The organism is Streptomyces sp. NPDC036815 (assembly GCF_055609205.1).
This window is the reverse complement of sequence record NZ_JBVJPW010000001.1, coordinates 1,327,596-1,349,719: the sequence shown is the minus strand read 5'-3', so window position 1 is coordinate 1,349,719 and position 22,124 is coordinate 1,327,596. Positions and strand designations below refer to the sequence as shown.

The 22,124-nt window shown below is 71.1% G+C and carries 21 protein-coding genes; 9 read left to right on the top strand and 12 right to left on the bottom strand.

Features of this window, described 5'->3' with window-relative positions:
• Window positions 1-108: 108 nt before the first annotated feature.
• From ACZ69I_RS06085 to ACZ69I_RS06070, 4 genes are all read right to left on the bottom strand, one after another.
• Complete coding sequence (locus tag ACZ69I_RS06085) at window positions 109-357, bottom strand: chaplin (protein ID WP_467681904.1); 249 nt, start codon at window positions 355-357, stop codon at window positions 109-111.
• Window positions 358-496: 139 nt separating this feature from the next.
• Window positions 497-742, bottom strand: a complete 246-nt coding sequence (locus ACZ69I_RS06080; protein WP_467681906.1) for a chaplin — start codon at window positions 740-742, stop codon at window positions 497-499.
• A gap of 150 nt (window positions 743-892) precedes the next feature.
• Entirely contained in the window at window positions 893-1,555 is a 663-nt protein-coding gene (locus ACZ69I_RS06075; protein WP_467681908.1) for a response regulator, read from the bottom strand.
• The gene (locus ACZ69I_RS06070; protein WP_467681910.1) at window positions 1,548-2,693 is read right to left on the bottom strand and encodes a GAF domain-containing sensor histidine kinase; all 1,146 of its coding nucleotides are present in this window, start codon (window positions 2,691-2,693) and stop codon (window positions 1,548-1,550) included. Before ACZ69I_RS06070 ends, ACZ69I_RS06075 begins: the two co-directional genes overlap by 8 nt.
• 483 nt (window positions 2,694-3,176) lie before the next feature.
• On the opposite strand from ACZ69I_RS06070, the gene ACZ69I_RS06065 reads away from it, so the two are divergent.
• Complete coding sequence (locus tag ACZ69I_RS06065; RefSeq protein WP_467681912.1) at window positions 3,177-3,896, top strand: transglycosylase SLT domain-containing protein; 720 nt, start codon at window positions 3,177-3,179, stop codon at window positions 3,894-3,896.
• Between the two features lie 156 nt (window positions 3,897-4,052).
• Here ACZ69I_RS06065 and ACZ69I_RS06060 read toward each other — a convergent pair whose 3' ends face one another.
• Complete coding sequence (locus tag ACZ69I_RS06060; protein ID WP_470830619.1) at window positions 4,053-6,722, bottom strand: ABC transporter ATP-binding protein/permease; 2,670 nt, start codon at window positions 6,720-6,722, stop codon at window positions 4,053-4,055.
• Between the two features lie 330 nt (window positions 6,723-7,052).
• Here ACZ69I_RS06060 and ACZ69I_RS06055 point away from each other — a divergent pair, with 330 nt between their 5' ends.
• Window positions 7,053-8,822, top strand: a complete 1,770-nt coding sequence (locus tag ACZ69I_RS06055; RefSeq protein ID WP_470830618.1) for a streptophobe family protein — start codon at window positions 7,053-7,055, stop codon at window positions 8,820-8,822.
• A gap of 172 nt (window positions 8,823-8,994) precedes the next feature.
• Window positions 8,995-10,209, top strand: coding sequence for a phosphoserine phosphatase SerB (gene serB, locus ACZ69I_RS06050; protein WP_467681918.1), 1,215 nt, complete (start codon window positions 8,995-8,997; stop codon window positions 10,207-10,209).
• Between the two features lie 70 nt (window positions 10,210-10,279).
• On the opposite strand, the gene ACZ69I_RS06045 is transcribed toward serB, so the two are convergent.
• The 4 genes from ACZ69I_RS06045 to ACZ69I_RS06030 form a co-directional block, all read right to left on the bottom strand.
• Complete coding sequence (locus tag ACZ69I_RS06045) at window positions 10,280-10,798, bottom strand: SixA phosphatase family protein (RefSeq protein ID WP_467681920.1); 519 nt, start codon at window positions 10,796-10,798, stop codon at window positions 10,280-10,282.
• A 121-nt stretch (window positions 10,799-10,919) separates the two neighbouring features.
• Entirely contained in the window at window positions 10,920-11,135 is a 216-nt protein-coding gene (locus ACZ69I_RS06040) for a hypothetical protein (RefSeq protein ID WP_467681922.1), read from the bottom strand.
• Between the two features lie 158 nt (window positions 11,136-11,293).
• Window positions 11,294-11,410, bottom strand: coding sequence for an SGM_5486 family transporter-associated protein (locus tag ACZ69I_RS06035; RefSeq protein WP_107059069.1), 117 nt, complete (start codon window positions 11,408-11,410; stop codon window positions 11,294-11,296).
• A 43-nt stretch (window positions 11,411-11,453) separates the two neighbouring features.
• Window positions 11,454-12,761: a CynX/NimT family MFS transporter gene (locus ACZ69I_RS06030; RefSeq protein ID WP_470830617.1), complete on the bottom strand. Its 1,308-nt coding sequence runs from the start codon at window positions 12,759-12,761 to the stop codon at window positions 11,454-11,456.
• A gap of 120 nt (window positions 12,762-12,881) precedes the next feature.
• Here ACZ69I_RS06030 and ACZ69I_RS06025 point away from each other — a divergent pair, with 120 nt between their 5' ends.
• Window positions 12,882-13,592: a FadR/GntR family transcriptional regulator gene (locus tag ACZ69I_RS06025; RefSeq protein ID WP_470830616.1), complete on the top strand. Its 711-nt coding sequence runs from the start codon at window positions 12,882-12,884 to the stop codon at window positions 13,590-13,592.
• On the opposite strand, the gene ACZ69I_RS06020 is transcribed toward ACZ69I_RS06025, so the two are convergent.
• The 3 genes from ACZ69I_RS06020 to fabG form a co-directional block, all read right to left on the bottom strand.
• On the bottom strand, window positions 13,576-13,899 hold the full coding sequence (locus ACZ69I_RS06020; RefSeq protein ID WP_467681928.1) for a hypothetical protein: 324 nt from the start codon (window positions 13,897-13,899) through the stop codon (window positions 13,576-13,578). The genes ACZ69I_RS06025 and ACZ69I_RS06020 overlap by 17 nt on opposite strands.
• A 160-nt stretch (window positions 13,900-14,059) precedes the next feature.
• Window positions 14,060-14,821, bottom strand: coding sequence for an enoyl-ACP reductase FabI (fabI, locus tag ACZ69I_RS06015; protein WP_467681930.1), 762 nt, complete (start codon window positions 14,819-14,821; stop codon window positions 14,060-14,062).
• Between the two features lie 5 nt (window positions 14,822-14,826).
• A complete protein-coding gene (gene fabG / locus ACZ69I_RS06010; RefSeq protein ID WP_389712483.1) occupies window positions 14,827-15,546 on the bottom strand; it encodes a 3-oxoacyl-[acyl-carrier-protein] reductase in 720 nt (239 codons plus the stop codon).
• 208 nt (window positions 15,547-15,754) lie between these two features.
• Here fabG and ACZ69I_RS06005 point away from each other — a divergent pair, with 208 nt between their 5' ends.
• The 5 genes from ACZ69I_RS06005 (at window position 15,755) to tyrS (ending at window position 22,070) form a co-directional block, all read left to right on the top strand.
• Window positions 15,755-17,281 carry a TldD/PmbA family protein gene (locus ACZ69I_RS06005; RefSeq protein WP_470830615.1) on the top strand — a complete coding sequence of 509 codons (1,527 nt, stop codon included), beginning with the start codon at window positions 15,755-15,757 and terminating at the stop codon, window positions 17,279-17,281.
• A 375-nt stretch (window positions 17,282-17,656) separates the two neighbouring features.
• A complete protein-coding gene (locus tag ACZ69I_RS06000; protein ID WP_470830614.1) occupies window positions 17,657-18,337 on the top strand; it encodes an ANTAR domain-containing protein in 681 nt (226 codons plus the stop codon).
• A gap of 65 nt (window positions 18,338-18,402) precedes the next feature.
• Window positions 18,403-19,149 carry a GAF and ANTAR domain-containing protein gene (locus tag ACZ69I_RS05995; RefSeq protein ID WP_470830613.1) on the top strand — a complete coding sequence of 249 codons (747 nt, stop codon included), beginning with the start codon at window positions 18,403-18,405 and terminating at the stop codon, window positions 19,147-19,149.
• A 195-nt stretch (window positions 19,150-19,344) separates the two neighbouring features.
• A complete protein-coding gene (locus tag ACZ69I_RS05990) occupies window positions 19,345-20,745 on the top strand; it encodes a metallopeptidase TldD-related protein (RefSeq protein WP_470830612.1) in 1,401 nt (466 codons plus the stop codon).
• A gap of 56 nt (window positions 20,746-20,801) precedes the next feature.
• Window positions 20,802-22,070, top strand: a complete 1,269-nt coding sequence (tyrS, locus tag ACZ69I_RS05985; RefSeq protein ID WP_470830611.1) for a tyrosine--tRNA ligase — start codon at window positions 20,802-20,804, stop codon at window positions 22,068-22,070.
• Window positions 22,071-22,124: the final 54 nt, after the last annotated feature.

The window sequence follows — 22,124 nt, the reverse complement described above, 5'->3', positions numbered from 1 at the left end:
CGGTAGGCCGCGGCGGCGCAGGCTCCGCGAGCCCGTGTCGCGGGGCACGCAGTGCGTCGGGCCCCGCGGGCCTCAGTGGTCCGCGGGGCCCGTGCCGGGACCGGTGCGTCAGCGGTTGACGGTCGCGTTGGCGAAAGCGGGGTTGAGCAGGCCCACGACGTTCACGCTGTTGCCGGTCACGTTGACCGGGACGTGGACCGGGGCCTGGACGAGGTTGCCGGAGCCGACGCCCGGCGACTTGGTGGCGGCGCCGTTGGCCTGGGCGTCGGAGGTGGCGGACGCGGCTCCGGCGGAAGCGCCCGCGGCGAGACCGGCGGCGACGACGGCCAGGGCAGTCTTCTTGGCGATGCTGTTCATGGGAAGTGCTCCTCCTGCTGACATGGCGACCCCGACTGCGGGGTCGTAAAGGGTGCGCGGCGCGCTGGGGTTGCCGGGAACGGGACCTGCCGCCCGGAACCGGCCGCCGGGGAGCGGCCGGTGGGTCGCGGGGCTGCGGTCAGACGTTCGCGCAGACGTTCCCGAACGCGGGGTTCAGGGCGCCGATGACGGTGACGGTGTTGCCGCAGGCGTTCACCGGGATGTGGACCGGAGCCTGGACCAGGTTGCCGGAGACGACGCCGGGCGAGTTCTTGGCGACACCGTCGGCGTGCGCGCCACCGTGGGCCGAGGCCATACCGGCGCCGGCCGCGACCAGGCCGCCGGCCACCATCGTGACGGCAGCGGCCTTCTTCAGGTTCTTCACTTCTACGTCCTCCTGAGCGGAAACTGCGGCCAGCCGCCGCAGCACGCACTGGAGAACGCCGGAGCACCCGGAGGGATACGCCAATCGGGGGACATCTACACGACGGTATGAATCTCAGTCCGGAAGGCGACGCTCCGGCCGCGCTCCCCCTCAGCCCGCCGCACCGTGGCGGACTGCCCAGAGCGCCGCCTGGGTCCGGTCGGCCAGGTCCAGCTTCATGAGGATGTTCGAGACGTGGGTCTTGACGGTCTTCTCGGAGAGGACGAGGGCACGGGCGATCTCGCGGTTCGAGCGGCCGTCGGCGATCAGGCCGAGGACCTCGCGCTCGCGCTCGGTGAGCGAGCCTCCCCTGCCGTGGCTGTGGCCCGCCTCCTCCTGGGACAGCAGCGCGCCCGCCACCTCCGGCTGCAGCAGGACGTGGCCCGCGTGCACGGAGCGGATGGCGCCGGCGAGGGCTTCCGGGTCGACGTCCTTGTACACGTACCCCGCGGCGCCCGCGCGCAGGGCGGGGACGACCGTGCGCTGCTCGGTGAAGCTGGTGACGATGAGGACGCGCGCCGGGTTGGCCAGTTCGCGGAGCTTGCGCAGCGCCTCCACGCCGTCCATGCCGGGCATCTTGACGTCCATCAGGACGACGTCCGGCTTCAGCTCCTCGGCCTGCTCGACGCCTTCGGCGCCGTCGGCCGCCTCGCCGACGACGTCGATGTCGTCCTGGATCTCCAGGAACGTGCGCAGGCCCCGGCGGACCACCTGGTGGTCGTCGACCAGCAGTACCCGGATCCCTGTCCTCGTGTTGAGCACCGCGTCAGCCACCGGGGACCTCCATCTCGATCGTGGTGCCCTCGCCGGGCTCCGATTGCACGGTCAGCCGCCCGCCGACCCCGCTCGCCCGGTCCCGCATGGAGACCAGGCCCAGGTGGCGTCCCGCGCGGCGTACGCCCTTGGTGTCGAATCCCGTGCCGTCGTCGGTGACGCGCAGGACGGCTCCGGAGCCGCGCTTGCCCAGGGTCACCGAGACGTGCTCCGCGCCGGAGTGGCGCAGGGCGTTGTGCAGGGCCTCCTGGGCGACCCGCAGCATGGCTTCCTCCTGCGAGGCGGGCAGGGCCCGTACGCCGTGGCTCTCGAAGGTGACCTCCGCGCCGTGTGCGCGGTGCAGCACCTGGATGTGGGTGCGCAACGTGGCGACCAGGCCGTCCTCGTCGAGCGCGGCCGGGCGCAACTCCACGACGGCCGCACGCAGTTCGTCGGCGGCTTCCGCCGCGAGCACCGCCACCTGGTGCAGTTCACCCTTGGCCCGGGACGGATCGCGGTCCACCAGGGCGGTGGCGGCCTGCGCGGTCAGGCGCAGCGAGAACAGCTTCTGGCTGACGGCGTCGTGCAGTTCGTGGGCGAGGCGCGAGCGCTCCTCGGCGATGGTCAGCTCGCGACTGCGTTCGTACAGGCGGGCGTTGGTGAGGGCGATGGCGGCGTGCTGGGCGAGGATGGAGAGGAGCTCCGTGTCGTCCTCGGTGAAGCCGCAACCGCCCTGGGGCTTGGGGCAGTTCTTGTTGGCGAGGAAGAGGGCGCCGAGCGTCTCGTCGTCGGAGTGGATGGGCACGCCGAGGAAGTCGGACATCTCCGGGTGGGCGGAGGGCCAGCCGCCGAAGCGGGGGTCCTCGCGCACGTCGCCGAGCCGGACGGTCTCGCCCTTCTGCAGCATCGAGGCGAGGATGCCATGCTGCCGGGGCAGGGGGCCGATGGCCTTCCACTGGTCCTCGCTGACGCCGTCGACGACGAACTGGGCGAAGCCTCCGTGGTCGTCGGGGACTCCGAGCGCGGCGTACTCGGCATCGAGCAGCTCACGGGCCGAGGCGACGATCGTCTTGAGGACGTCGCGCACCTCCAGGTGCCTGCTCATGGCGAGGAGCGCGGAACTCACCGCGGTCAGGCCGGATCGGGGTCCTTGACTCATGGTCACACCGTACCGGCGGGGTGTGACCGTGCGTATCCGACCTGTGGCGGCCTCCGCCTAGGCCCCGGGCCCTAGTCCGATGGTCCGGGACCGGGGCAAAGGCCCTCGCGGGGCGGGTGGCGGCCGCCTCGTCCTCCCGGAGCAGGGTGCTCACTGAGAGCGTTGCGTCAGCAACGCACGGTGAGACTGTTACCTGGCCGATGTGAGCCCGCGCATAGGACCAACGTCACGTACGAAGACCCCTAGTGGATGAGAGTTCCCTTTACGGGGCAGGGATCCGGGCCCGCTGCGGGCCTCCCCCGACCCCCTGATCCACTACCCGGCATCGTACGTCACGGCTTTGCCACCGAATTTTGCGCCCGCTAACAATTGCTCCCGTCGCTCGGCGCCGCGGTCTGACCACCGCGGCGTTTGTGCCGGAGAAGCAATCTGTCCCCCCGCCGGACCAGAGCGACCTCCGCTATCCGAAGAGGTCCATCTCGCATGTCCAAGCACACCACCCCTGGTCATAGTCGCTCCGCCGTGACCAAGACGCAGAAGTTCTCGATCGCCGGTGTCGCCACGCTCGGCGCCGCCGCCCTCGCGTTCTCCCTCGTGCCGGGCAGCGCCGATGCGGGCACCGAGACCCAGAGCCTCGATGCCGCCCCGGTGGCCTTCAAGCAGAACGTCGAGGCCGAGCAGGCCGTCCGCGCCGGTGTCATCAAGCAGCACAGCAGCGCCGACAAGCAGGCCAAGGACGACGCCGCGAAGGCCGCCGAGGAGAAGAAGAAGGCCGAGGACGCCAAGAAGGCGGCCGACGAGGCCGCCGCGAAGAAGAAGGCCGAGGACGAGCGCAAGGCCCAGGAGGCCGCGAGCCGCGCCGCCGCCCGCAAGCCCGTCTACGCCAACAACCTCGACGGCTGGATCCGCCAGTCCCTGGACATCATGAAGTCCAAGGGCATCCCCGGCTCCTACGAGGGTCTGCACCGCAACATCATCCGTGAGTCCGCGGGCAACCCGCAGGCCGTGAACGGCTGGGACATCAACGCCATCAACGGCACCCCGTCGATCGGCCTGCTCCAGGTCATCAAGCCGACGTTCGACGCGTACCACGTCGACGGCACGTCCACGAACATCTACGACCCGGTCGCCAACATCACGGCCGCGGCCAACTACGCCGCCGACCGGTACGGCTCGATGGACAACGTGAACAGCGCCTACTGAGCGAACGGCGCCTCCTGAGCCTTGATCGCCTGATCAATGGACCTCTTCAGCCGAAGCTGAGGCCCACGGACGCCGAAGGGCGGCACCCCGCACGGGGTGCCGCCCTTCTCCGCGTACCGGTTCTCCGCGTACTCGTTCTCCGCGTACCGGGATCCGCTACTTGCGCATGACTTCCGGCTCGTGCCGGCGCAGCAGCCGCGCGACCGCGACGCCGCAGATGACGCCGAGCGCGAGCAGGATCGTGATGTTGATGCCCCACTGCGTGGCCGAGTGCTCCCACAGGGGGTCGAGGTCGCCCGGCTTCTTCGGGTCCCACGGCGGCATCAGGTGGCCGAGGTCGAGCGTGGCGCCCGCGCCCGCGATGGCCCAGCGGGACGGCATCAGCCAGGCGAACTGCTCCAGGCCGGGCGAGCCGTAGACCTGGAAGAGGACGCCGGTGAAGACGACCTGGACGATCGCGAACATCACCAGGAGCGGCATGGTCTTCTCGGAGGTCTTCACCAGCGAGGAGATGACCAGGCCGAACATCATCGACGTGAAGCCGAGCGCGATGATCGTCAGGCAGATCTCCGCGGCCGGGGGCATGATCAGGCCCTCTTCCGGCAGGTCGCGCGGGGCGAAGCCGATGCCGCAGATGATGACGCCCTGGATGGCCGTGATGACGCCGAGGACGATGACCTTGGACATCAGGTACGCCGAGCGGGAGAGGCCGGTCGCCCGTTCCCGTTCGTAGATGACCCGTTCCTTGATCAGCTCACGTACGGAGTTGGCCGCTCCGGAGAAGCACATGCCGACCGCGAGGATCAGCATGATCGTGCCGGCGTCGCCGTTGAACTTGACCGGCGGTTTCGGCGGGGCCAGGCCGAAGTCGGCCGGGATGACGACGCTGACGATGCCGAGCACTGCGGGCAGTATCACCATCAGGCCCATGAAGCCCTTGTCGGAGGCGATCACCGAGACGTAGCGGCGGATCAGGGTCCACAGCTGCGAACCCCAGCCCTGCGGCTTCGGCGGTCGCACCGCCTGCGGCGGCGGCATCTGTACGGACTGCGCGGCGACGGCGTCGATGTCCGCGGCGTACATCTGGTAGTGCTGCGAGCCCTTCCAGCGGCCCGCCCAGTCGTAGTCGCGGTAGTTCTCGAAGGCGGAGAAGACGTCGGCCCAGGTGCTGTAGCCGAAGAAGTTCAGCGCCTCCTCCGGCGGTCCGAAGTACGCCACCGAGCCGCCCGGCGCCATCACCAGGAGCTTGTCGCAGATCGCCAGCTCGGCGACCGAGTGCGTGACGACGAGAACCGTGCGGCCGTCGTCGGCGAGGCCGCGGAGCAGCTGCATGACGTCGCGGTCCATGCCCGGGTCGAGGCCGGAGGTCGGCTCGTCCAGGAAGATCAGCGAGGGCTTGGTCAGGAGCTCCAGGGCGACCGAGACGCGCTTGCGCTGGCCACCGGAGAGGGAGGTGACCTTCTTCTCCTTGTGGATGTCCAGCTTCAGCTCGCGCAGGACCTCGTCGATGCGGGACTCGCGCTCGGCCTCGGTGGTGTCCGCGGGGAAGCGCAGCTTGGCCGCGTACTTGAGGGCCTTCTTGACGGTCAGTTCCTTGTGCAGGATGTCGTCCTGCGGGACCAGACCGATGCGCTGGCGCAGCTCGGCGAACTGCTTGTACAGGTTGCGGTTGTCGTAGAGGACGTCGCCCTGGTTGGCGGGCCGGTAGCCGGTGAGCGCCTTGAGCAGGGTGGACTTGCCGGAACCCGAGGGTCCGATGACCGCGATGAGCGACTTCTCGGGGACGCCGAAGGAGACGTCCTTGAGGATCTGCTTGCCGCCGTCGACGGTGACCGTCAGGTGGCGGGCCGAGAAGGAGACGTCACCGGTGTCGACGAACTCCTCGAGCTGTCCGCCGACGATGCGGAAGGTCGAGTGGCCGACGCCGACGATGTCGTTCGGGCCGATGAGGACCGTCGAGGACTTCGCGATCGGCTGGCCGTTGACGTACGTGCCGTTGTGGGAGCCGAGGTCGTGCAGCTCGAAGCGCCCGTCGGGCGTCGCGGTGAACTCGGCGTGATGGCGCGAGACCTGCAGGTCGGAGACGACGAGCTCGTTCTCCAGGGCACGGCCGATGCGCATCTTGCGGCCGAGCGCCAGCTGGTGGAACGTCGTCGGGCTGCGGTCCCCGTAGACCGGCGGGGCCCCCGCAGCGCCGCCGGAACCCGGAGTCTTCTGTGCGTACGCCTCGGACGGCCCGCCCTGCTGCTGGGGCACGTGCGACTGGTGCTGCTGCGGCGGCTGGTGCTGCTGCTGTTGCGGCCAGCCCTGCTGCTGCGCCTGGTACGGGGCCTGCTGGTGGGGTGCGTGCTGCTGGGGTGCCTGGGGCTGAGCGGCCTGCTGCTGAGATGCCTGCGCGGCCCAGCCCGGTGCCTCCTGCTGGTGCTGCTGATAGTGCTGTTGTTGCTGGGGCGCGTGCTGCGGTGCGGCCTGCTGCTGGGCGTGCTGCGGCTGCTGGGCGTGCTGCGGCGCGGAGACGGCGGCCGCGCCCGCAACGCCACCGGACACGTTCACCAGCGGACCGTCGGTCGCGTTGCCGAGGTGTACGGCCGAACCCGGGCCGATCTCCATCTGATGGATCCGCTGGCCCTGCACGAAGGTGCCGTTGGTGCTGCCGTGGTCCTCAATGACCCAACTGCGCCCGCTCCAGCTGATCGACGCGTGCCGCCAGGAGACCCTGGCGTCGTCGAGCGAGATATCCCCCTGCGGATCACGTCCGAGGGTGTACGGCCTGGACGCGTCCAGCGTCCAGGTCCTGCCATTCAATTCCAGTACGAGTTCCGGCACTCCATGCCCCACTGAGTTGTCCCCCGAGCTAGCCCCCATCGATGGGGAGTCTAGGGATGTCGAACATCGGGAGGAACTATTTCAGGCGGAGGCCTCTGACCGAAAGTCGGGCCTTGTGAAGACTGCGTACGGGCGTGACGGGTTGCCCCGTTGACGGGGAAGATACCGGCCCGGAGAGTGGTAAGAACCCATCAGTGCATACGGATCATGCTCATTCGGCGCATTTCACCCATCGCGTTTATCAAGGCCATGTGTCCCATGACTTCTGTGTAACGCATGAAACGCCTGCGCCGCGCGATGGGGCGGAGCACCGCGGTTCGGGGGTTTCTCATGGCTACCGGCGCATACAAAAGTGAAGGCCAGGGCCTTCGTTGGGGTGATGTGCTGCTCTCCGCGGTCGCCGCGGTGAGTTGGGCGCTCATCGGTATGACGGGGGCCGCCGCGCTCGGTCTGCACCTGCTCGGCGCCGACGCGGTGGGCTCGCTGGGACCGATGACGGCGGCCACCGTCGCGCTGGGCGCAGGGGGTTCGGTCACACCGTCCGGCGACGTCTCGGCGTTCGGTCTGAAGGGCGCCGAGGCGACCACGACGATCGATATCGCGCCACTCGGCGTGGGCCTGGTGGGGGCGCTGCTCCTCGCCCACTTCTTCCTGCGTTCCCTGCGTGGAGCGGGGGTCGTGATCGCTCCCGCCGAACTCGTCGCGCGCGCGGCGGCCGTGATCGCCCTCTTCGTGGCGATGCTCGCGGGGCTCGCCTGGGCCGGTCACGACCTCATCACGATCGACGGTGAGCGGCTCGGCGTCGACAAGGGGATCGAGGACGGGCTCGACCGGCTGCCGGGCGGTATCGGCGACAAGCTGCCCGGCGGGATCGGGGACATCGGCGGCCTCCTGCCCGACCGCCTCGGGGACCTGACGAAGGCGAAGGCGGCGGTCGGGTTCACCGTGGACACCGGCCCGACGCTGCTCGGCGGGGCGCTCTGGGTGACCGGGGTGCTGCTCGTCGCGCTGCTCGCGTCGCGGCGGACTCCGCTCCCCGCCCGCCTGCGCGGGCTCCACCGGGTGGTGCGGCCCGCCGCGTCCGCGCTGGTCACGGTGGTGCTCGTGGCGGTCGCCGCGGGGCTCGCCGCGGCCGCGTACGCGATGGTGGGCGACGACCACCCCAAGCGGATCGCGGGCGCCGCGCTCCTCGGGGCGCCGAACGGCGTGTGGCTCGGTATCCCCGTCGGGCTCTTCGTGCCGTGGGACGGCAGGGCGACGGGCGCCCTCACGCGGTTCCTGCCGGACCCGGTGGACGATCTCCTGACAGGCCCGTCGGACAAGGCGCTCACGCTCGGCAGGCTGGCCGAACTCGACAGCAGGGTATGGCTGTTGGGCGTCGCGACGGCCGCCATGATGCTGTTCGCGGGAGTGCTGACGGCGGTGCGGACGCCGTGGGTCCGTGGTGCGGTGTCCGCGGTCGGGCTCGCGGGGCGGTGCGGGGTGCGCCTGGGGGTCGTGACGGCGCTCGGGCTTCCCCTCCTGGCATGGCTGACCGAGGTGTCCGCCGACGCCTCGCTCTCCCTCCTCGGCTTCGACGCGTTCGGCGCGGGGATCGAGCTGCACGGGCGGCTGGGGGCGGCGGCTCTGCTCGGGGCGGCGTGGGGGCTCGGGGCCGGGGCGGCGGGGGCGTTGCTGGCGGTGGCGACGGGGGCGGCGGGGGGCCGGGCTTCGGTCCTCGCCGGAGTCGGGGTCGGAGCCGTATCCGGGGCCGGGGCCGGGGCCGGGGCCGGGGCTCAGGCTCCGGACGAGGCGGCCTCCGGTGTTCCGTACGGTGCCGGGCCGTACGGTCCCGATGCCCCGGCCGGACCCGGCGGCCCGTACGATCCCGGCGCCCCGTCCGGCCCCGGCCCGTACCGCCCCGGCACCCCGCACCGGCCGCCGAACCCCGACACCAACCCCTACTTGCGGCCGCCCCGGGACCTCTCCGGCGCGCCGACCGAGGTGGGCCCGGTCGTGCCGCCGCCACCCTCCGCGCGGCGGCCACGCTCCCGCTCGACGGACTGGCCTCCCCCGCCACCGCCTCCCCCACCACCACCCGGGCCACGCAAACCACGCTGACCGAGGCCCCCACTCCGCCCCCTGCCGACACCGGGAGCGTGCGGGAACGCCTGCCCACAACGGGCAGAAGGGGCGGGACAGGGGCAAGCCGCGCCACGGCGGAACCCGTACTGTCCGGCACGCGGACCGTGCCCGCGTCCGCGGGGAGCGTGCGGATACCGTAGGGATCACCATGAGTGCCTCGCAGCCCCCTCAGCCCGCCGACATCCCGACGCTTCTCGTCAAGATCTTCGGCAAGGACCGCCCCGGTATCACGGCCGGTCTCTTCGACACCCTCGCCGCCTACTCCGTCGACGTCGTCGACATCGAGCAGGTCGTCACCCGCGGCCGGATCGTGCTGTGCGCGCTCGTGACCGAGCCGCCCGCCGGTCTGGAGGGCGACCTGCGCGCCACCGTCCACAGCTGGGCGGAGTCCATGAAGATGCAGGCCGAGATCATCTCGGGCATCGGCGACAACCGGCCGCGAGGTCTCGGGCGTTCGCTCGTGACGGTCCTCGGCCACCCGCTGACCTCGGAGTCGACGGCCGCGATCGCCGCCCGGATAACGGCCACCGGCGGCAACATCGACCGTATCTTCCGGCTCGCCAAGTACCCGGTCACCGCCGTCGAGTTCGCGGTGTCCGGCACGGAGACCGAGACCCTGCGCACGGCCCTCGCGATCGAGGCGGCGAAGCTCGGTGTGGACGTCGCGGTCGTCGCGGCGGGCCTGCACCGCCGGGCCCAGCGCCTCGTGGTGATGGACGTCGACTCGACGCTCATCCAGGACGAGGTCATCGAGCTCTTCGCCGCGCACGCCGGCTGCGAGGACGAGGTCGCCGAGGTGACGTCCGCCGCGATGCGCGGCGAGCTGGACTTCGAGCAGTCGCTGCACGCGCGGGTGGCGCTGCTGGCGGGCCTCGACGCGTCGGTCGTCGACAAGGTGCGCTCGGAGGTCCGGCTCACGCCGGGCGCCCGCACCCTCATCCGCACCCTGAAGCGCCTCGGCTACCAAGTGGGCGTCGTATCGGGCGGGTTCACCCAGGTCACCGACGATCTGAAGGAACGTCTCGGCCTCGACTTCGCCCAGGCCAACACCCTGGAGATCGTCGACGGCAAGCTCACCGGCAAGGTGACCGGCGAGATCGTCGACCGGGCGGGCAAGGCGCGGCTGCTGCGCCGCTTCGCCACGGAGGCCGGGGTCCCGCTGGAGCAGACCGTCGCGATCGGCGACGGCGCGAACGACCTCGACATGCTGAACGCGGCGGGCCTCGGCGTCGCCTTCAACGCCAAGCCCGTGGTCCGCGAGGCCGCGCACACCGCGGTGAACGTCCCCTTCCTGGACACCGTCCTCTATCTCCTCGGCATCACCCGCGAAGAGGTCGAGGCGGCGGACATGCACCTGGACTGAGTCCCCCCGCGCGTCGAGGGGCCCGGCACCGCTACGGTGCCGGGCCCCTTCTGCATGGGTGAGGGAAGAGCTACTCGGACGGCGCCCAGTAGTCGACGAGGGTGGCCACGCCGGGCTCCAGCGCCTTCCACGAGCCGGAGTACGTCAGCACGGCGAAGGCGGCGGTGGGGAAGCCCCGGCGGTGCAGCCGCGTCCCGGCGTCGCCCTCGGAGTCTCCGGAGAGGACGTCCGCCAGGCCCTGGACCGAGGGGTTGTGGCCGATCAGGACGAGGTTCTGCACGTCGTCCTGGACTTCGTTGAGCACGGCGATCAGCTCGCCGGGAGAGGCTTCGTACAGCCGGTCCTCGTAAACGGTCTTCGGCCGCTGCGGCAGCTCCTGGACGGCGAGCTTCCAGGTCTCGCGGGTCCGTGCCGCGGTCGAGCAGAGGGCCAGGTCGAAGGGGATGCCGCTGTCGGCCAGCTTGCGCCCGGCGACGGGGGCGTCCCTGCGGCCTCGATCGGCGAGCGGCCGCTCGTGGTCGGAAACGTCCGGCCAGTCGGCCTTCGCATGCCGGAAGAGAACAATCCTGCGGGGTTCTGCGACGCTCATGCGTCCCAGCTTCGCATGAAACGTGCCATGGGGCGCAGGGAGTTGGTGCGGTCTCCCGCCAGGAGTGACGGCACCGGCGCCGGGGCCCGTGCCGGACGTCCCCTCGCAGGGCCCGGTGGGGTCACGGGGCCGTGCGCAGGATCATCGCCTGTATGCGCTCCAGCAGGTTGGTGACGGCCGGGTCGCCGGTCGCGGCATGCGCGTCCACCGGGTTCAGGACGAGCAGGAGCAGGGCCGCGAAGGCGATGGCGGGCAGGGCGATCGCCCACCACGGGAGCTGGATCTCGACGCTGCCGGACTCCGCCGGGTCGCGCCGGGTGTGCGATCGGGCCGACATGCCGCCTCCGTGGTCCTCGGGTGTCCGTGCCGCGTCGTCGCGGGCACAACTCGAAGTTAGGCGATCGGCGACCCTCGGCCCATCCGGAGATCCACCCACTTGACCCTGACACTGACCCCCTAGGGGATGGGGGTGCTAGCCCCACCATCGGCGTCGGTTCAGGGTGAGGCGATGGAGGCGATGATGCCGATGATCACGGTGATGGCCAGCATCGCGCCGAGCACGATGAGCAGCTTCTTCTGGCCGTTCTGGGGGTTCGGGTCGAGGACGGGCATGCGGTCAGTCTCGCACCCTTTGCCCGTCCCCCCGCCGTCGGGGTCAGGCCGCGGCGGCCCTGGCCGCCACCTCGTCCTCGACCGTGCGGTTGCGGCCCGCGAGGGTGCCGACGACGATCTGCGGCACCATCAGGCCCGCCATGAGCGCGAGCGGCAGACCCCAGCCGCCGCTGTGCTGGTAGAGCACGCCCACGAGGAGCGGCCCGGGGATCGAGATCAGGTAGCCGGTGCTCTGCGCGAAGGCCGACAGCTTGGCCACGCCGACGCTGCTCTTGGCCCGCATCCCGACCATGGTGAGGGCGAGCGGGAAGGCGCAGTTGGAGATGCCGAGCAACAGTGCCCAGGCCCACGCGCCGCCCTCCGGGGCGAGGTAGAGGCCCGCGTAACCGGCGAGGCCGCACGTGCCGAGGACGATGACGACGGGGCCCTGGTTGGTCAGCCGCGTGGCGACCCGCGGGATGACGAAGGCGAGCGGCACGCCCATGGCCATCGTGACGGCGAGCAGCACGCCCGCCTCGCCCGCGGGGACGCCCGCGTCACGGAAGATCTGCGGCATCCAGCCCATCGTGATGTACGCGGCCGTGGCCTGGAGCCCGAAGAAGACGGCGAGCGCCCAGGCGGTGCGGCTGTGGGTGATGCGCAGTCCGGCGTCCTCCTGCCGGACGGTGGCGCTGATGTGCTCCGGGGCGGCGGCGGAGACCGGGCCCCGCTCGCGGACCAGCGGGATCCACGGCACGACGGCGACGACGGCCAGCGCGGCCCAGACGACGAGTCCGCCCTGCCAGCCCTGGCCCAGCGCGTCGGCCACCGGGACCGTGAGGGCCGCGGCGAGGGAGGTGCCGAGGGCCAGGGCCATCGAGTACAGGCCCGTCATCGAACCGACGCGGTCGGGGAACCAGCGCTTGACGATGACCGGCATCAGGACGTTGCTGACCGCGATGCCCATGAGGGCGAGCGCGGTGGCGGCGAGGAAGCCCGCGGTGCCGCCGACGAAAGGCCGGATCACCAGGCCCGCGGCGATCGCGGCCATGCCGACGCAGACCACCGCGCTGGGCCCGAAGCGCCGGGCGAAGCGGGGGGCCATCACTCCGAAGACCGCGAAGCAGAGGGGCGGTACGGAGGTGAGCAGTCCGGCGAGGGTGCCGCTCATGCCGAGGCCGTCGCGCACGTCTTCGAGGAGGGCGCCCAGGCTGGTGATGGCGGGGCGCAGGTTCATGGCCGCGAGGACGATGCCGACGATGACCAGTCGCGTCGCCCACGCGCGCGTGGGGGCCTGTTTCTCCGCGGCCCCGGTCCGTACGGGGGGTATCGCTGTCGGTGCTGTCGTCGTCCCGGTTTCCTCACTAGCCATGGAGCCATCATAGAATCATGGGATGATTGGCTGTCCAATCCGAATACGTCACACTCCGTCCGCACCCGCCCCGCTCACCCCGCCCCGGCTCCTCTCACCCGCCCCGTACGAAGGAACGTCATGCCGCTGACCACTCCTCGCCGTTCGGCACTCTCCGAGCAGGTCATCACCGAGCTGCGCAACCAGATCTCCTCGGGCGAGTGGCCGGTGGGCTCCCGCATCCCCACCGAGCCCGAGCTGGTGGAGCAGCTGGGCGTGGCGAGGAACACCGTCAGGGAGGCCGTCCGCGCCCTCGCGCACAACGGTCTGCTCGACATCCGGCAGGGCTCGGGCACGTACGTGGTCGCGACGAGCGAGCTCGCGGGCGTGATGCAGCGCAGGTTCGCCGACGCGGACCCGCGCCACATCGCCGAGCTGCGCAGCACGCTGGAGTCGAGCGCCGCCGAACTGGCCGCGCAGCGCCGTACCGAGCGCGATCTCAAGCAGCTCGACGCGCTCCTCGCGCGCCGCGAGGAGGCCTGGGCGTCGGGGAACGCGGAGGCGTTCGTGACGGCCGACGCGACGTTCCACATGGCCGTCGTCGCGGCGTCGCACAACGACGTCATGACGGCGCTGTACGCGGACCTCGGCGAGGTCCTGCGGGACTGGCTGCGCGAGGACATCGGCGAGGAGCTGACCCCCGAGTCGCACATGGACCACGCCCGGCTGGTCGACGCGATCCGTACGGGCGACGCGGAGGCTGCCGCCACCGAGGCCGCGGGCTATCCGTTCCTGTGCCGCCCGGAGCGGTTCGCCGAGGCCGGCGCGGCCGACGCTACTTCTGGTGGCTGACCCAGACCGAGCGGACCTCTTTCCAGCACCGCCCGGTGAGCCGCACCGTCATCGCGGGCCCGGCCTCGACGGGGCGCGAGTCGCTGTCGATGTCCCACCACCGGGCGCACTCCACGTGCAGCCGGACCCGGTCGGTCTCGGGGTAGGGGTTGTGGCAGTACGCGACGACGTCGGGGCCCGCCACACCCGTACGGCACTCCGAACCGAAGGGCCGGGGCCTGGGCTTGTCCGCCGCCCCGCGCGCGTGGGGCGCTCCCTGCGGCGGGCCGCTCGGCGCGGCGACCACAAGAGCGAGAGCCACGAGCACCGCGGCACCGGAAGGACGCACACTCCAGAGTGCGCGCCGCTCCCCCGCCGCCGCCCGGCCGGGGGGCCGAACGGGTGAGGCCCCGCCTCCCGCGCGCCGCGGGGGACGAGGCCTCGAAAACGTCCCGTGTGCCGGGCGAGGTGCCTGTCGAAGTCCCTGGTCAGGCGCCCATCATGTGCACGCCGCCGTCGACGTGGATGATCTCGCCGGTGGTCTTCGGGAAGAAGTCCGAGAGCAGGGCGACGATGCCGCGGCCCGCGGGCTCCGGGTCGGCCATGTCCCAGCTCAGCGGGGAGCGGGTGTTCCAGATGTCCGCGAGGTCGCCGAAGCCCGGGATGGACTTGGCGGCCATGGAGCCGATCGGGCCCGCGGAGATCATGTTGCAGCGGATGTTCTCCTTGCCCAGGTCGCGGGCGAGGTAGCGCGAGGTCGCCTCGAGGGCGGCCTTGGCCGGGCCCATCCAGTCGTACTTCGGCCAGGCGTACTGCGCGTCGAAGGTCAGACCCACGACGGAGCCGCCGTTCGGCATCAGCGGGCGGCAGGCCATGGTGAGCGACTTCAGGGAGAACGCCGAGACGTGCATCGCCGTGGAGACGTCCTCGAAGGTCGCCTCCAGGAAGTTGAAGGCGCCCTGCGGGGCGAAGCCGATGGAGTGGACGATGCCGTCCAGGCCGCCGAGCTCGTCCTTGACCAGGCCCGCGAGGCGGTCCAGGTGCTCCTGGTTGGTCACGTCGAGCTCGATGACCTTGGCGGGCCGGGGCAGCTTCTTGGCGATGCGCTCGGTGAGCGTGGGGCGCGGGAAGGCGGTGAGGATGACCTCGGCGCCCTGCTCCTGCGCGACCTTGGCCGCGTGGAACGCGATGGAGGACTCCATCAGAACGCCCGTGATCAGGATCTTCTTGCCGTCGAGAATTCCGCTCATGGTGATCAGTGACCCATGCCCAATCCGCCGTCAACGGGGATGACGGCTCCAGTGATGTACGAGGCGTCGTCGGACGCGAGGAACCGCACCGCGGAGGCGATCTCCTCGGGCTGCGCGTAGCGGCCGAGCGGCACCTGGGCGACGATGCCCTCGCGCTGCTCGTCCGTCAGCACCTTGGTCATGTCGGTGTCGACAAAACCGGGGGCTACGACGTTGAAGGTGAGGTTGCGCGACCCGAGCTCGCGGGCGAGCGAGCGGGCGAAGCCGACCAGACCCGCCTTCGAGGCGGCGTAGTTCGCCTGCCCGGCGCCGCCGAGGAGGCCGACGACGGAGGAGATGAGGACGACGCGGCCCTTCCTGGCGCGCAGCATGCCGCGGTTGGCGCGCTTGACGACACGGAAGGTGCCGGTGAGGTTGGTGTCGAGGACGGACGTGAAGTCCTCCTCGGTCATGCGCATCAGGAGCTGGTCCTTGGTGATGCCGGCGTTGGCGACCAGGACCTCGACGTTCCCGTGCTTCTCCTCGATCTCCTTGTAGGCCTGCTCCACCTGCTCGGGGTCCGTGATGTCGCACTTGACGGCGAGGACACCGGCGTCGGTGAGTTCCTGCGGTGGCTCACCCGAGCGGAAGGTGATCGCGACCTTGTCGCCGGCGTCGGCGAAGGTGCGGGCGATGGCGAGGCCGATGCCCCGGTTTCCTCCGGTGACGAGAACCGAGCGGCTCAACGGATCACCCTTTCGATAGCTGTCTGGTACCTCGAAAACCTATCGGTACCGTCCTCGATACGGAGAATCGACGACCGACAGTGGCGCAGAGGCCTCGCTGTCAGATCCCTACAGAAAGCCCTGGCCTCAAGGGCCGGGACCCCTGGCCCCCGGGCCGCCGGGGCGACATGATCGGACGCGACCGGTGCCGAAAGCAGGGGAGACACGCGTGCCTCATTCCATCGATGAAGCCTTCACGGCGCTGCCGCTGCGGGCGCTCGCCGACGCCGCGCTGGCCCGCGCCAGGGCGCTCGGCGCCGACCACGCGGACTTCCGCCTGGAGCGGGTGCGCAGCGCGTCCTGGCGGCTGCGCGACGCCAAGCCGTCCGGCTCCTCCGACAGCACGGACCTCGGGTACGCGGTGCGCGTGGTGCACGGCGGCACCTGGGGCTTCGCCTCGGGCGTCGACATGACCATGGACGCGGCGGCCCGGGTCGCCTCCCAGGCGGTGGCGATGGCCAAGCTGTCCGCGCAGGTCGGCAAGGCCGCGGGCACGGACGACCGGGTCGAGCTCGCGGACGAGCCGGTGCACGCGGACCGGACGTGGATCTCCTCGTACGAGATCGACCCGTTCACGGTGCCGGACGAGGAGAAGGCGGGGCTGCTCGCCGACTGGAGCGCGCGGCTGCTCGCCGCGGACGGTGTCGCGCACGTGGACGCCTCGCTGCTCACCGTGCACGAGAACAAGTTCTACGCGGACACGGCGGGGACGGTGACCACGCAGCAGCGCGTGCGGCTGCACCCGGAGCTGACCGCGGTGGCCGTCGACAGGACGAGCGGTGAGTTCGAGTCGATGCGGACGATCGCGCCGCCGGCCGGCCGCGGCTGGGAGTACCTCACGGGTACCGGCTGGGACTGGGAGGGCGAACTCTCCATGATTCCCGAGCAATTGGCCGAGAAGATGCGGGCGCCGAGCGTCCGGGCCGGTTCGTACGATCTGGTCGTCCACCCCTCCAACCTCTGGCTGACGATCCACGAGTCCATCGGGCACGCCACCGAGCTGGACCGCGCGCTCGGCTACGAGGCGGCGTACGCGGGAACGTCGTTCGCCACCTTCGACCAGCTCGGCACGCTCGCGTACGGCTCGTCGCTGATGAACGTGACGGGCGACCGGACCGCCGAGCACGGCCTCGCGACCATCGGGTACGACGACGAGGGGGTGGCCGCGCAGTCCTGGGACCTGGTCAAGGAGGGCACGCTGGTCGGCTACCAGCTGGACCGCCGCATGGCGAAGCTCACCGGCTTCGAGCGCTCCAACGGCTGCGCGTACGCGGACTCCCCCGCCCACGTGCCGGTGCAGCGCATGGCGAACGTGTCCCTCCGGCCGGACCCGGCCGGGCTCTCCACGGACGACCTGATCGCGGGCGTCGACCGCGGGATCTACGTGGTCGGCGACCGCTCGTGGTCCATCGACATGCAGCGCTACAACTTCCAGTTCACCCAGCAGAGGGCGTACGAGATCCGCAACGGCCGCCTTGTCGGGCAGCTCCGGGACGTTGCCTACCAGGGAATCACCCCCCAGTTCTGGGGCTCCATGCAGGCGGTCGGCGGCCCCCAGACCTACGTCCTGGGAGGCGCCTTCAACTGCGGAAAGGCCCAGCCCGGCCAGGTCGCTTCGGTGTCGCACGGGTGCCCCACCGCGGTGTTCCGCGGGGTGAACATCCTGAACACGTCCGAGGAGTCCGGGCGGTCCTGAGAGCCTGTGTCATATCCCCGGTCGGATCAGCGGGCGGCGTCTGGTGCGTGCGATCGCAAGGCGCCGGGAAGTCCTCGTAGCGGAGCTACTAGGGCTTTTCGGCAACGCGGCGAGCGTGCGTGCCAGACGCCGCCCGCCCGGCCGGGGATATGACACAGGCTCTGACGGTGGCAGCGGGGCCGATCAATCCCTCGAACGGGGCGTTCCCGAGGCTCACGTGTTCTGATCGTTCCCTCTTCCCGGTGGTGGGGAGCGGACGTTGGGAGGAAGACCCTCCGGGTGCCGCGGGCCGGGGATACGGTGGACGTGGCGGCCGGCGCTGCACCGTGGATACGACGCGTCAGGTCCGTTCGGGACGTCCGAGGGGGAGCCTGTGTGAACGATGGTGCGACGGTGCAGGAGTTGCTGGGCAGCCTGGATTCGGCGGAGAACGAGGAACAGCGCCGGGCATGGGCGGTCGACTGTGCGCATGCCCTGGGACTTGATGGCGTGGCCGTCTCCATGAGGGGCGAGCTGATCTGGTTCAGCGACCAGACCAGCGCGCGTCTGGAAGACGTGCAGTTCGTCCTGGGACAGGGGCCCGGTCTGTTCCTCCCGGAAGGAACGGAAGCGCGGGAAGTACCCGACCTCGACCGCCTGTTGATGAAGTACTGGCCCCAGTTCGTGCCCGAGGCGCGGGAGCTCGGTGTGGGGGCCATGTTCGTCTGGCCGGTACGCGTGGGAGTGGCGCCCCTCGGGACACTGACCGGCTACCGGCGCTCCGTGGGCGCGCTGAGCGAGAAACAGCTCACCGACGGATGGTTCGTGGCCGACACACTGGCGGCACATCTGCTGAGGCACTGGCCGGAGTCGACCAATGGTCAGGACGGTCCCGGGCACGCGGGCGCGGTGGACCTGCACCGGGCCGAGGTCCATCAGGCCACCGGCGTCCTGAGCGAGCGGCTCGGCGTCGCGATGTCCGAGGCCCTCATCAGGCTGCGGGGACAGGCCTATTCCTCCGGCCAGTCCCTGACGGACGCCGCCCGCGCCGTGATCGATCGAGAACTGCCTTGGTGAACGCCGGGAACTCCGGCCTTTCGGGGCGGCGGCCATCCCCCGAGCGGGATGTGGGAAGAAGGAGCATGAGCAGGGAAGAGCACATTGCACGCACGTTCGTGGAACTGGCCGACACCCTGGTAGCGGGCTTCGACCTCATCGACTTCCTCCAGCAGATGACCATCCGCTGCACCGAACTCCTGGACATCACCGACGCCGCGGTCCTCCTCACCCACCCCGGGTCCCGTCTGTACAGCCCCGCACCCTGCGACCCCGGCATCGGACTGCAGCGCGTCCTGGAAGCGGCCGTGGAGGAGGGCCCGGGTGTGGAGGCGTACCGCACGGCCCAGCAGGTCGTGCCCGACGTCTCGGCCGACGACACGGCCTCGCGCTGGCCGCGGTTGACCACGCAGATCCAGCAGGCCGGGTACGCGCCGCCCAGCGCCGTGCCGATGCGGCTGCGCGAGGACAGCATCGGCAGCCTGCTGCTCCTGCACACCGGGGACCGGACGCTGGCGGCCGACGACCTGCGGCTCGCCCAGGCGCTCGCCGACGCGGCGACCATCGGCCTGCTGCACGCCCGCACCGTCGGACGGCAGGAGGTCGTCAACTCCCAGCTGCACTCCGCCCTGCAGAGCCGCATCACCATCGAACAGGCCAAGGGCATCCTGGCGGCCCGCAGGAACATTCCCCTGAACAAGGCCTTCGACTCCATGCGCAGGTACGCACGCCACCACCGGATCCTGCTCAGCAAGGTCGCTTTGGACGTCATCGACGCCGGGCTGCTGCCCGACGTCCCGCCCGCCCGGCCGGAGTCGGCAGCGGAGGGGTAGGCCCGGGGCCACGCTGCCGATGCCGCGGGCGGCGCCCCTCCCGTACGGAGAGCGGAAAGGTCTTTCGCCGTGTCCGCGCCCCCGGGCGGCTACGCTCACCGGCATGGCTGACCGCGTGCACATAGCGACCGCGACCGTACTGGTCCCGCCACATCCGTGTTCACCGCCGAGCGGTACCCGCAAGGAGGCCGGCCGATGAGCCCGTCGATGGGCAAACCCAAGCCGCACGAGATCGTCGAGCGCGCCCTCGAACTGTCCACCGCGGACGGCTGCGTGGTGATCGCCGACGAGGAGTCGACGGCCAACCTCCGCTGGGCGGGCAACGCGCTGACCACCAACGGCGTCACTCGCGGCCGCACCCTCACCGTCATCGCGACCGTCGACGGCAAGGAGGGCACCGCCTCCGGCGTCGTGACGCGCTCGGCCGTGACCGCGGACGACCTGGAGACGCTGGTGCGGGCCGCCGAGGAGGCGGCGCGCGGCGCGGGCCCCGCCGAGGACGCGCAGCCCCTGGTGACCGGCACCGCCGCGTCCCCCGACTTCACCGAGGCCCCCGCCGAGACCTCGTCCGCCGTCTTCGCGGACTTCGCCCCGGCGCTCGGCGAGGCGTTCGCCAGGGCGCGCGCGGGCGGCCGCGAGCTGTACGGCTTCGCGCACCACACGTACGTCTCCAGCTACCTCGGTACGTCGACGGGGCTGCGGCTGCGCCACGACCAGCCGACCGGCACGTTCGAACTCAACGCCAAGTCGCCCGACCGCACCAGGTCGGCGTGGGCGGGGCGGGCCACCCGCGACTTCAAGGACGTGGACCCGGCGGCGCTCGACGCGGAGCTCGCGCAGCGCCTCGGATGGGCGCGGCGGCGCGTCGACCTGCCCGCCGGACGGTACGAGACGCTGCTGCCGCCGACCGCCGTCGCGGACCTGCTGATCTACCAGATGTGGTCCTCGTCGGCCCGTGACGCGACGGAGGGCCGCACCGTGTTCTCCAAGCCGGGCGGCGCGACCCGCCTGGGCGAGCGGATCGCCGGGCTGCCGCTGACGATGCGCAGCGACCCGCACGAGCCGGGTCTGGAGTCGGCGCCGTTCGTGCTCGCGCACGCCTCGGGCGGTGACTCCTCCGTCTTCGACAACGGTCTGCCACTGACCGCCACCGAGTGGATCCGCGCCGGTGACCTCGCTCACCTGGCCACCAGCCGGCACAGCGCGGGCCTGGCCGGGCTGCCGGTGACACCGGCCGTCGACAACCTCGTCCTGGAGGGCGGCGGCGACCGCTCCCTGGCGGAGATGGTCGCGGCCACCGAGCGCGGGCTGCTCCTGACCTGCCTCTGGTACATCCGCGAGGTCGACCCGGCGACGCTGCTGCTCACCGGCCTGACCAGGGACGGCGTGTACCTCGTCGAGCACGGCGAGGTCGTGGGCGAGGTGAACAACTTCCGGTTCAACGAGTCGCCGGTCGACCTGCTCGGACGGGCCACCGAGGCGGGCCGCACCGAGAAGACGCTGCCGCGCGAGTGGGGCGACTGGTTCACCCGGGCCGCGATGCCCGCGCTGCGCGTCCCGGATTTCAATATGAGTTCCATCAGCCAGGGCGTATAACCTCGGACCTTGCACTTCCGTGCGACGCACTGGCACACCCAAGGAGACACGAGACCGTGACGGACATCGTCGACGAGCTGAAGTGGCGGGGACTCTTCTCCCTGTCCACCGATGAAGACGCACTGCGCAAGGCGCTCGCGGACGGTCCCGTCACGTTCTATTGCGGCTTCGACCCGACCGCGGCGAGCCTGCACGTCGGGCATCTGGTGCAGGTCCTCACCGTCCGCAGGCTCCAGCAGGCGGGGCACCGTCCGCTCGCCCTGGTCGGCGGGGCAACGGGCCAGATCGGCGACCCGCGGCCGACCGCCGAGCGCACCCTGAACGACCCGGAGACGGTCGCGAACTGGGTGGCCAGGCTGCGCTCGCAGATCGAGCCCTTCCTGTCCTTCGAGGGCGAGAACGGCGCGACGATGGTGAACAACCTCGACTGGACCGCGGGCATGTCCGCGATCGAGTTCCTGCGCGACATCGGCAAGCACTTCCGCGTGAACAAGATGCTGACCAAGGACTCCGTGGCCCGCCGCCTGGAGTCCCAGGAGGGCATCTCCTACACGGAGTTCAGCTACCAGCTCCTGCAGGGCATGGACTTCCTGGAGCTCTACCGGCGGTACGGCTGCACGCTGCAGACCGGCGGCAGCGACCAGTGGGGCAACCTCACGGCGGGCATCGACCTGATCCACCGCCTGGAGCCGGACGCCGCGGTCCACGCGCTCGGCACGCCGCTGATGCTCAAGTCGGACGGCACCAAGTTCGGCAAGTCCGAGGGCGGCGCGGTCTGGCTCGACCCGGCGATGACCACGCCGTACGCGTTCTACCAGTTCTGGCTGAACACGGACGACCGGGACGTCTCGACGTACATGCGGATCCTCTCCTTCAAGTCCCGCGAGGAGCTGGAGGAGATCGAGAAGCAGACCGAGGAGCGTCCGCAGGCGCGTGCCGCGCAGCGTGCGCTCGCCGAGGAGCTGACCACGCTGGTGCACGGCGCGGACCAGTGCGCCGCGGTCATCGCCGCGTCGAAGGCGCTGTTCGGCCAGGGCGAGCTCGCCGAGCTGGACGAGGCGACGCTGGCCGCGGCGCTCTCCGAGCTCCCGCGCGTCGAGGTCGCCGAGCTCGGCCCGGTCGTGGATCTGCTCGCCGAGGTCGGCCTGGTGGCGAGCAAGTCGGCCGCCCGGCGCACGGTCAAGGAGGGCGGTGCCTACGTGAACAACGTGAAGGTCGCCGCCGAGGACGCCGTGCCGGACCGCTCGGAGCTGCTGCACGGCCGCTGGCTGGTGCTGCGCCGCGGCAAGAAGAACCTGGCCGCGGTCGAGGTCACGGCCGGCTGACCGGCTCCGCGCACACGAGAGGGCCGGGTCCGTGCGGACCCGGCCCTCTCCGTG